The sequence below is a fragment of the Arthrobacter sp. SO5 genome, assembly GCF_020532805.1.
Taxonomy (GTDB): Bacteria; Actinomycetota; Actinomycetes; order Actinomycetales; family Micrococcaceae; genus Arthrobacter.
Genome location: NZ_MQTQ01000057.1, coordinates 1 through 1,298, shown reverse-complemented (window position 1 = coordinate 1,298; position 1,298 = coordinate 1). Strand labels below are relative to the sequence as shown.

General features: G+C 62.3%; 1 protein-coding gene. It reads right to left on the bottom strand.

What is annotated here, in order from left to right; translation table 11 throughout:
* Window positions 1–45 precede the first annotated feature (45 nt).
* Window positions 46–1,229, bottom strand: a protein-coding gene (locus BJG92_RS11050) for an IS3 family transposase (RefSeq protein WP_232084058.1) whose coding sequence is annotated in 2 segments (ribosomal slippage) — window positions 46–968 and window positions 968–1,229 — 1,185 coding nt in all. Because the reading frame shifts where the segments join, the coding sequence is not laid out codon by codon here.
* Between the last annotated feature and the right edge of the window lie 69 nt (window positions 1,230–1,298).

The following is a 1,298-nucleotide window of genomic DNA, read 5'->3' as shown; positions in this document are numbered from 1 at the left end:
CTGGGCTGCTGCGGGTATTTCGGACAGCGGAATTAGTGGATTCTTCTACGCTGCCAGGGCTGGCTGTTGATAACCATAGTGGACTTCATTGGGCCGCCGGTAACCGAGCGCGGAGTGACGGCGCCGGCTGTTGTAAAACCCCTCGATGTAGCGAATGACGTCGCTGCGGGCTTGTGATTTAGTCGCGTAAACAGTCCGGTAGACACGTTCGTTTTTCAGGGCGGAGAAGAACGATTCGGCCATGCTGTTGTCCCAGCACACGCCGGTACGTCCCATCGAGGAGCGCATGCCCAGACCGGCCACCAAGGCCCTGAAACCGGTTGAGGTGTAGACGCTTCCCCGATCGGAGTGCCAGATCGCGTCAGGCTCGATCCGGGTCGTAGCGGCGGCGTTCTTCAGCGCGTCGGCGACGAGCTCGGTGCGCATGTGATCGGCGATCGACCATCCGACGACCTTCTTGGAGTAGCAGTCGATGACCGTGGCGAGGTAGACGAACCCTTGCCAGGTGTGGATGTAGGTGATGTCGCCGACGAACTTCACCCCGGGCCGGTCCGCGGTGAAGTCCCGCTGGACGAGGTCGGGCATGCCCGCGGCGGCCTCAGCGTCAGCCTCGGTGGTGATACGGAACGGGCGTGGCTGACAGGCCACCAGGCCCTGGTGGCGCATGATCTGCCGCACCAGCTCGGGAGAGCACTCGGTCTGTTCCGCGGCGAGGTCGGCGTGGATGCGCCGGTAGCCGTAGGTGCCCTCGGACTCCTCGAAGAAGTGCTCGATCCGCGCCGTCAGGCCCTGCCGGCGGGACGCCGTGGCTGATTGCGGGCGGGTGGCCCAGTGGTAGAAACCGGAGGTTGAGACGCCTAACCAGCGGCACATTCTCACGACCGAATTCAGGTTGGCGGGCTCACTTTTCTGGGAGTCGATGTATTCGTACTTGCTCACTACCGCTGCTCCCGCGCGAAGTAAGCGCTGGCTTTTTTCAAGAAGGCAGTCTCCGCCCGCAGCTCTTGAACTTCACGCTCGAGTTCCTTCAGCCGGGCCCGTTCCGACACCGTCAGATCCGCCTCCGTGCCGTTGTTGGCCTCGCGGTACTTGACCAGCCAGTTCCGGAGCGTCTCGGGGCCGACACCATACGAGGTGGCCACGTCCTTGATCGGCTTGGACGTGTTGATCACCTCCCGGCACAACTCGTCCTTGAACTCCTGGGTAAATCGCTTGCGTGATGCGGTCATGCTGATCTCTACTTTCGGTAGACCCTCATTTTAAGAGGGCCCACTGTCCGAAATCTCCGCGGCAGCCCA